At 35.5% G+C, this 9059-nt stretch carries 9 protein-coding genes and 2 pseudogenes; 4 read left to right on the top strand and 7 right to left on the bottom strand.

Going from position 1 to position 9059, the window contains the following annotated elements; translation table 11 throughout:
• Positions 1-42 precede the first annotated feature (42 nt).
• Positions 43-906 (top strand): helix-turn-helix transcriptional regulator, encoded by an 864-nt coding sequence (locus tag HT691_RS07380; protein WP_023939185.1) that lies wholly within the window; start codon positions 43-45, stop codon positions 904-906.
• A gap of 431 nt (positions 907-1337) precedes the next feature.
• Here HT691_RS07380 and HT691_RS07375 read toward each other — a convergent pair whose 3' ends face one another.
• Positions 1338-2546 carry an ATP-binding protein gene (locus tag HT691_RS07375; protein ID WP_119920161.1) on the bottom strand — a complete coding sequence of 403 codons (1209 nt, stop codon included), beginning with the start codon at positions 2544-2546 and terminating at the stop codon, positions 1338-1340.
• A 404-nt stretch (positions 2547-2950) separates the two neighbouring features.
• Between HT691_RS07375 and HT691_RS07370 the strand changes: the two genes are divergently transcribed.
• Together HT691_RS07370 and HT691_RS07365 are read left to right on the top strand one after the other, a co-directional pair.
• The gene (locus HT691_RS07370) at positions 2951-3127 is read left to right on the top strand and encodes a hypothetical protein (protein ID WP_000050747.1); all 177 of its coding nucleotides are present in this window, start codon (positions 2951-2953) and stop codon (positions 3125-3127) included.
• Between the two features lie 400 nt (positions 3128-3527).
• Entirely contained in the window at positions 3528-5741 is a 2214-nt protein-coding gene (locus HT691_RS07365; RefSeq protein ID WP_172921796.1) for a TIM-barrel domain-containing protein, read from the top strand.
• Positions 5742-5962: 221 nt separating this feature from the next.
• Here the strand turns inward: HT691_RS07365 and HT691_RS07360 are convergent, their stop codons facing one another.
• The 6 genes and pseudogenes from HT691_RS07360 to HT691_RS07335 all read right to left on the bottom strand — a co-directional run bounded on the left by HT691_RS07360 (position 5963) and on the right by HT691_RS07335 (position 8382).
• Positions 5963-6439, bottom strand: coding sequence for a glutathione peroxidase (locus HT691_RS07360; protein WP_023941504.1), 477 nt, complete (start codon positions 6437-6439; stop codon positions 5963-5965).
• Positions 6436-7014 (bottom strand): DUF3278 domain-containing protein, encoded by a 579-nt coding sequence (locus HT691_RS07355; protein ID WP_172921795.1) that lies wholly within the window; start codon positions 7012-7014, stop codon positions 6436-6438. Before HT691_RS07355 ends, HT691_RS07360 begins: the two co-directional genes overlap by 4 nt.
• A gap of 26 nt (positions 7015-7040) precedes the next feature.
• Positions 7041-7367 (bottom strand): hypothetical protein, encoded by a 327-nt coding sequence (locus HT691_RS07350; protein WP_000839388.1) that lies wholly within the window; start codon positions 7365-7367, stop codon positions 7041-7043.
• Between the two features lie 10 nt (positions 7368-7377).
• Positions 7378-7620: a hypothetical protein gene (locus HT691_RS07345; protein ID WP_000712156.1), complete on the bottom strand. Its 243-nt coding sequence runs from the start codon at positions 7618-7620 to the stop codon at positions 7378-7380.
• 10 nt (positions 7621-7630) lie between these two features.
• A pseudogene (locus tag HT691_RS07340) lies at positions 7631-8172 on the bottom strand (DUF3278 domain-containing protein).
• Positions 8173-8187: 15 nt separating this feature from the next.
• Positions 8188-8382, bottom strand: a complete 195-nt coding sequence (locus HT691_RS07335) for a helix-turn-helix transcriptional regulator (RefSeq protein WP_001082471.1) — start codon at positions 8380-8382, stop codon at positions 8188-8190.
• Positions 8383-8588: 206 nt separating this feature from the next.
• Here HT691_RS07335 and HT691_RS07330 point away from each other — a divergent pair.
• Positions 8589-9059, top strand: a pseudogene (locus tag HT691_RS07330) (IS30 family transposase); the annotation flags it as partial.

Raw genomic sequence — 9059 nt, 5'->3', positions numbered from 1 at the left:
TTTATAATGAAATTAAGCAAATAGGAAGGTTTATTATCTTTAATGAATACACTCGCAGAGAAATTCAGATTGAAAAGAAAAGAGTTGAGACTCTCCCAACAAACTCTTGCAGAAGGAATTTGTGAACAAAGCCAGATTAGTAAAATTGAGAGAGGGCATTTCATTCCCTCCGCAGACCTTTTGTTCAAACTCTCCCAACGACTCGAAGTGCCATTAGATTATTTTTTTAATGAACAAATTGAAATTAAATCTAACCTCTCTAATTTCAAGCAATTATCTGCTCGACTATTAGATGACAGAAATTATGACAATTTGGAATATATTTATAGAATAGAGATTGAACGAAGTACTTTTCTAACACTAGAAGACCGAACTTACCTTGAATGGATTAAAGCTATTATTGACTTCTATCAATATGACAGTAAGTGTGAGGCAATTTCTTCATTGGAAAATATATTATTAAAAGTCTCCTCAAATACTCTGATTTATTTAAAGGCCTTGAATACTCTATCTAATTTCTATTCCTTAGAGGGTCGTGAACAAGAATATGAGGCAAACTACTCTCATTTGATGGAGTTATATCAGACAAAAAATTTTGAGCATCAAGAGTTTTTATTTGGCTACATCAGAGTTCGTTACAACTACGCTCACTACCTAGTGTCAAAGGAAAAATATAACGAAGCCATCCAAGAAGCTCTTGAGACGATTGAACTCTGTAAACAAAGACAGACAAGCTACCAACTGGCTCCTCTACTTATTCTTGTAGGAAATGCTGGAGCCAAATTTCTAGACAAAGAACAAGTCAAAAATTATTATATAGAAGCAAGAGAGTTATGTAAGATTTATAACAATCCTTTAATGTTGATGAAGATAGAAAATTATTTGAAGGAATTAGATACTGTTTAGTTAATCTTGACATTATAGTTTTTCTGAAACGTTAAATAACCTGTAAGGCTGATAGTGAAATGAATACTATCAGCCTTATGATTATGTGACTATTAGTTCGTCTCGCTCCGTTAGGTGCGAGACAAAAAAACCACCCGCTATGCGGGTGCAGTTCATTCAACACCTGATAGTATGCGTTTTTAGGATTTTAAATCCTGATTGCTTAGTCTCTTTTTCATTATAGTTCCGTTTGATTTATAGTTTCATTAATTCTATGGAGATTCATCATTTTGAGTAATAATAGTTTTTCCAGAAGTTAAAGATTTCATTTTATCCTTCAAGTGTCTGTATTAGATAATATGTTCTAAATTCCTTATATCTTGTTAGGATTTGGGTAGAATCATTGATAACAGACTGTTGCAAATCTAGTCAGCTGAATGATTTATATTTATCTATTTTTCTAGTAACCAATCTATGATATTTTTCTTCTCAATACCATTGTAATTTGCTGTTGGCTGAATCGTATCCATTGTTAATAGATATTTTGGGAATTGATCTTTAATGGCTTCTAGTGGTCTAAGTTCTCTTTCTAGTGTTTCTGGAGCAAGTGTTGTTTCACTGACCTGATAATAAGCGTAGTGACCAAGATCAGTTACAACAACAAAATCAACCTCATATTTATCTAAATTACCAACATATACTTGTGAATATCTACGTCTTAATTCCAAATATACCATATTTTCCAAGATATGCCCAATGTCTTCCTTGTGGTCTGGTAATAAGAGATGTCGTAAACCTAAATCAACGGGATAATATTTTTCTAAGCGTTGCAATAATGCTCGACCTTTTACATCAAAACGTGGAACGGAATAAAAAAGCAAACTATCTGTCAAAGTCGTCAAATAATTTTCCAAAGTATTATGGGAGATTGAAACGTTTTGGCTGACCAGGGTATTACGAATCTTATTTGTTGATATTAAGCTACCTGTACTACTGAGAAGGGTTCGGACAATGCGCTCAATAATAGTAGGATTTGGATTTCCCAATCTAGTGACAATATCATTTAACAGTATGGAGTTATATATTCCTCTGAGATAGTCAATTTTTTCAGCGTAAGATGATGTTTGTAATAAGTAAGGGAAAGCACTAAAGAGATAATTGTTAAAAATTTCTGTTGTATTCAGATTTTCTGTGAGAGATTGACCTGATAGATATTCTTCAAATGACAAAGGAAGAACCTCTATCTCAACATACCGACCAGTTAAGTTTGTTGCTAATTGGCTGCTCATAAAGTAGGCGTTTGATCCAGTCAAATAGAGGTCAACATTTGGTAGGATGAATAGGCTATCTGCAACTAGTTCAAATTTTTCAACATGTTGAATTTCATCTAAAAAGATATAGTATGTTTTCTCCCCAACTAACTGCTCTTTTATATAAGCGAATAATGTTTGAAAATGTCGCAGATCATAGTAACTCAAATCTTCGAAATTGATGGATATAATCTGATCCTCGTCTACCCCAGTTGCTAGTAACTCTTCTTTATAGAGTTGAAAGAGAACAGATTTACCAGCTCGTCTAACTCCACTAACAACTTTGATGATTTGTCGGTCACGATGTCTTCTTAGAAAGTCTAAATAATGTGGTCTTTTAATATAGTTCATAATAGATACCTCAAAGATAGTATAATACAAACAGTAATTATTTTCAAATATTTAGAAATAATATTTAATTTGTTTGATTATTTCTAATTGTTTAGAAATAACATCTGGAACTATTTAAATATCTTCAAGATAGAAAAAGAAATTGTACTTGTTGATGTTGAATCATTTGTGTTAACAAGTCATTTAGAAGCATTTAAGAAATTAGTGAAATGAAAAACTCATGGCAGAACAAATTGTTGGGTATATGGTCTATTACTAACAACTACTGCTAGTTTATGAGATAGATATTTAATTATTCTCGGATAAATAGGATAAGCGTGCTGAAAACTTAGATATGACAAACAAAATAAAATTTTTAAAAGCTACAGAGAAACATGGTATAATGTATCTAAAGGAGGTAGCATATGTCCTTAGATATAGATAAAGAAAAGATGGCAATCATGGGAATAGCTTTTGAAAACCGATCCGTTTTTAAGAGTGTTTGGTATGCTTTAAGTACAAATATGATTGAAGGATGGCGACCTACGGTTAGTGATGTTGAAAAATTACGAGATGAAGCTCTTGCTCTGGGGATGACTTAATGAAGCGCAACTGTTATGAGTCTTATGACTATGTTGATCCGGATAATTTATATACCGATCCGGGTTCTTCAGTTCTAAGAAATAAGCAGGAAGGAAAAAAGCACGCGAGCTTGAATATCGTATGATTGCTAGTAAGAGTTTGAAATTATTTATCAATCCTATCTTAGTTAATAGTTTAAAAGTAGTTTGTTTCACAACTGCATAAGCTTAGAAAAGTTGAAAAGTGATAACTCTTTAATAAACTCTTGGTTTGTTAAAAGATATTTTGTCCACTACATTTTTTCAATTGACTATTATTTGTCATAGATATAACAGATAGAACATTGCATTCAGAATAATGAAAAACGCATCAAAAATGGTGCGTTCTGTTTTTATGCTACCATAAAAGGAGGACAACAAATTGAAAATTTTTAAGGGAGAGTTTTATCGAATCTCTGTATTAACAGACAAGTTAGTAAGGTTAGAATACTCTCAAGCTGGAAGTTTTGAGGATAGAACGACACAACTTATCTATAGTAGAGATTTTGGTCAAGTTTCGTTAGATTATATCGAGACATCAAACGTACTAGATATTATGACGGACTATTTTCATCTGCACTTTAATAAAGGAGAATTTAACGCCGAAAATTTATTTATAGAATTAAAAGGAAATTTTGCCGTATATGGTAGTCGCTGGTATTTTGGTGAATCTATTGAAACGTTAAAAGGAACAGCTCGGACTCTGGATGAGGCAGATGGAGCAATCTCGTTAGAAGATGGAATTATTAGCAGAAATGGTATAGCCTTATTGGATGATTCTAAAGGATTTATTTGGGATGAACAGTCTGGTTATATTGAGAGAGAAAATCAAATTGACTTGTATTTCTTTGCTTATGGGCATGATTATAGAGGAGCAATCAGAGACTTTTACCATTTGACTGGTTCAACACCCTTGTTGCCAAGATACGCTTTAGGCAATTGGTGGAGTAGGTATTGGCCTTATACGTCGGATGAATACTTGGATTTAATAGACAGATTTGAAACAGAGAAAATTCCATTATCTATCGGTGTTTTAGATATGGATTGGCACATAACTGAAATTCCAGCCCGTTTTGGAAGTGGCTGGACAGGATATAGTTGGAATAAAAACTTAATACCTAATCCAGAACAGTTACTGCAACAACTTCATGATAGAAAGTTAAAACTCTCCTTAAATGTCCATCCTGCTGATGGTATACGGGCTTATGAAGAAGCTTATCCTCAAGTCGCAAAACGGTTGGGGTTAAATGTAGAACTAGAGGAACCTGCTATTTTTGATTTTTTTAATCCCTCTTTTAGAGAAGCCTACTTTAAAGATGTTCATTATGAGCTAGAAAAGCAGGGAGTAGATTTTTGGTGGATTGACTGGCAACAAGGGACTCAAGGCATGTTGGATCCACTGTGGCTTTTAAACCATTATCACTATCAGGATAGTTGTAAAAATGCAGAAGGTGGTTTGATTTTATCAAGATATGCAGGTCCTGGTAGTCACCGCTACCCTGTTGGTTTTTCAGGGGATACTATTATTAGTTGGAATTCCTTAAGATTTCAACCTTATTTTACAGCGACAGCATCTAATATCGGTTATAGTTGGTGGAGTCATGATATTGGTGGACACATGCTGGGGAATTATGACGAAGAGCTACAAACTAGATGGCTACAGTTTGGCGTTTTTAGTCCAATAACTCGATTACATAGTTCTAGAAGTCCCTTTAATAGTAAAGAACCTTGGTTTTTTTCAGAAACAACATCTAAGATTATGAAGAAATACCTTCGTTTGAGACATCAGATGATTCCATATCTATATACCATGAATGTAAAGACGCATGAGGAAGGTGCCCCATTAATTAGCCCAATCTATTATTTCTACCCAGAGAATGATGAGAGTTATAATGTTCCAAATCAATACTTTTTTGGAACAGAACTGATGGTGGCTCCCATTGTAGAAAAGATGGATTTGGCATTCCAATCTGCAAAAGTGGATGTATGGTTCCCTGAAGGTGAATGGTATGACTTCTTTTCAGAGAAAAAATACACAGGTGGTGTGAAGTTAAGTGTTTATAGAGACATTTCGACTATGTCTGTGTTTGCAAAAAGTGGTGCCATCATTCCCTTGGTTGGTTCTGAGATAGTTATGGGTGTTGATTTACCTGAAGTTGTAGATTGGTATGTATTCCCAGGCAAACAACATTCTTTTGAAATGATTGAAGATCAAAATGGTCAAAGATATAAAACAAGATTATCAATCGACTGGGAAATGGGGATGGTAGAGTTAACATTACAAGGAGATTCTAGTATCGTTCCAAACAATAGAAAACATAGAATTCATTTTAAAGGAACGAATGTGTCTATCATTGAATTGCCAAATAAGAATGATACAGCTAGATTTGAATGGAAAGATAATAAAAGGACACCCCTAAATGATGAAGTTTTTAGACTACTAAAGACGGCTTCTCTTCCATATGAATTAAAAGATAGATTGTTAAATCAATTCATTAATGCCAAAAATTCTCATGACTTAATGAATATCTTGCATCGTCAGGACGAGGAATTGAGAGGGCGTTTGTTGGAAATGATATTTACTAGCCAAAACTAATTGAAATAATTAGAAAGTCATTTGTTTAGTGTATATGAAGCTTCGGTATGGAATTTGTCATCATTGGTCACATTGAAAATGTGAAATAAGCACCTACAACATAGACTTTACAACACTTCATGTTTCATATCATGGGGTGTTTTTCTATTTAAGTCAAAGCCAATCAAAAAATCTCACTATTCATCAGGCTAAAAGAAACCTAATCATAGTGAGATTGTGAATTATAGTAATTTTTGTATCGCCTCTTCAATTTGTTTGGGGTCTGTTTTTGAAGAAAAGCGCTCAAAGACCTGCCCATCACGGCCGATGAGAAACTTAGCGAAATTCCATTCGATTCGTTTTCCTAGTGGGCCAGATTTTTGGTCTGTTAACCAAACATAGAGAGGGTCTGTCTCCTTGCCGTTGACCTTAATCTTGGCAAAACGTGGGAAGGTGGTTTGATAGTTTAGGCTACAGAAGCTGTTGATTTCCTCTGAGCTGCCGGGTGCTTGTCCCATAAACTGATTACAAGGGAAGTCTAAGATTTCAAAACCTTGTTCTTGATAGCGGTCATAGAGTTCTTGAAGTCCCTGGTACTGGGGCGTTAAACCACATCCAGTAGCAGTGTTGACAACCAAGAGAACTTTCCCACGATAGGCATCTAGTGGAGTTTCTTGATTGTCTTGGTTCAAGACTGAAAAATCGTATAGTGAAGTCATTGCTTGCTTTTCTCCTTCTGTTTGGTATTTTTAGGAGTTTTCTCCTCCTGTAGGGATAGAAAGCCGTAGGTCAGGGTTCTAAAAATGCTACCGATAATCAGGCCATACATTAGGAAAGGAACACTTTTATCGAATTGCACGAGCAACTTCCCAAAATCTGAAAAGGACATCTGCTGAACGAAGACTTTATGAAAGATGAGTAGGGTAAAGAGGCCAATCTGAAGGCCGATAAACACAATCCAGCTTCGGAATTTGATTTGGCCTTTGCTGTAGGTTTTGAGGACAATTTCTGACTTGTCATCTTTTTCCAGCTGGAGTTCTTTGACGACTCTTTGAGTTTTTAAAGTAATGAAAAAAATGAGTCCAGAGTAAACGTAGGGCATGGCATAGCGAACGGCTTCTATGAAGCGTCCAAATAACAGATAAAACAAGAAGAGGAAGAAGGAAGAATAAACGATTTGGACCATGGAACGGGCACAGGCTTTGTAGATAATCTCTTGCCGGCATTCATCAAAAGGGCCTTGGATATGAAAGAGATTTCGAAGTAGGCGAGTGGTGAAGTCTTCTTTTTTCATGTTAGTAATCTCCTAGATGAGTGGTTTTACTGACTTTCTTTTACGAATTGATAGAGATAATAAAGATAAGTGATAGAAGAAAGGCTAGCGATAGTCAGCAGTAAATAATATTTCCAACCGCTTGAGATGAGCATCAGTTGTGGTAAAGATAGAATCATAAAGTACAGTGCTAAGTTGAGTATGCGTGTTTTTTGGGAGTCAATCTTTAGATAAGTTAGCCCTTTGTTAAGTGCTGGAATAAAGACTAGCCCGAGGAATATCTCGCTGATTGGCAAGTTCCCTGAAACGATGATGAAGATGAGCAGGGAACTGAACAAAAGATGATAGGTAAGTAAAGTTACTAGTGATTTCATAAGGCACCTCCTAATCCTGGTCTTTTTTAGCTCTTGCAATACGAAGTGAGTCGACAATATGTATCATCACCCCGAAAAAGAAAGCTCCCAGTATAGTTTTAAAAATATGTTTTGTATTTAGAAGAGAACTGATAAAATTTGGATTTTCACTTGTTAGGGTATCAATGAGTGGAATTATAAAAAATATCACTGTTCCATAAATCGAACCTGCTTTCAGACCAGGATAACGTAACTGTTTCTGTTCTTTTTTCATGAGTTTCCTCCTAATCATTATCCTGATTTTTCTTGGCTTTTGCAATGCGACGGGAGATGATAATTTGTATAATCACTCCGAAGAAGAAAGATTGGAGAATACTTGAAAAAATATTTTTAAAAGTGAGAAGAGACTGAAGATAGTCCTGACTCTCACCTAGCAGTATATGGAGAAGAGGGGTTGAAAAAAACTCATTAATCCATAGAGTAGACCTGCTTTCATACCAGGGTAGTGTAGTTGCTTGCTTTCTTTCTCGCTCAGCATATCTGGATCAATAGCTGTAATCCCTGTTTTTTTGGTTTGGGAGAGCACATAGAGAGCAGAAATCATCGAAATGCCGAATACCACAAGAGGATAGCCGATAGCGACAATTTGTGGGTATTTATAAGCGAGGACAAAGGGGATGAGATTTCCAAATGTCATCAGATAAAAGAGGATGATAAAGACTTGATTGCCAATACGATCAGCCTCGCGTCGTTTGTGTTCATCAAGTGGTCCTGAAATGCCATAAATGCGTTTGATCAGTTTTTCCGTGAAGGTTTCTTTTTTCATAAGTTTGCTCCTTTTTTAAAAATTATCCTCCCAAAAGAGACTGTTGAGGTCAGTTTGGAGGCTGCGGGCGAGATTGAGACAGAGTTCCAAGGTTGGATTGTACTTGTCGTTTTCAATCATATTGATGGTCTGTCTCGAGACACCGATATCCTTGGCTAGTTCTAGCTGGGAAATGCCCAGTTCCTTGCGAAATTCTTTCACACGATTCATCTGGTCTCCTTTCTGATTTATGTCGTATATATTTGACTATATTATATTCTTTTAAATATAAAGTGTCAAGTATTTTTGACATATTTTTGAAGAAATAGTAGTCTCCTTGTCCGATTATCACATTAAAATGAAAGCTCTTCTAGGCATAAGAAAACACCTCTGAGTTATACTTGTTGTTCAATCACAAACACAAGAAAGGCACAGAAATGCAAAACCATTATACTACAAAAGCCAAACATTTGACAATCGATAGCCGTCGCTTAATCGAACGATGAAAAAAGGAAGGGAAATCAAATAGAGAAATCGCCTCTTTACTTGGAAAAGCTCCTCAAACCATTCACAATGAAATCAAGCGTGGGACAGTCCTGCCGACTATGCTCAACAGTCTTATGAAAATAATCGCAAGCGCTCGGTCAAGAAATCAAGATTGACCAAGGAACTAAAGGAAAAGATTCTCCACTATCATAACCAAAAGATTTCTCCTGAAATGATGGTCAAGGCTAAGGGCGTTAACGTGGGAATTTCTACCATCTACTACTGGATCCATCATGGAAAATTAGGATTGTCAAAACAGGATCTGCTCTATCCTAGAAAAGGAAAAGCGCTTAAGAAACAAGCTAGCACCAATTTTAACCCCCCTGGTCAATCTATCGAACAGCGTCCTGAAGCTATCAATC

The organism is Streptococcus sp. 477 (assembly GCF_013277295.1).
Lineage (GTDB): Bacteria > Bacillota > Bacilli > Lactobacillales > Streptococcaceae > Streptococcus > Streptococcus pseudopneumoniae.
Note: the sequence above shows the minus strand (reverse complement) of the source record. Positions and strands in the feature narration are given on the sequence as shown.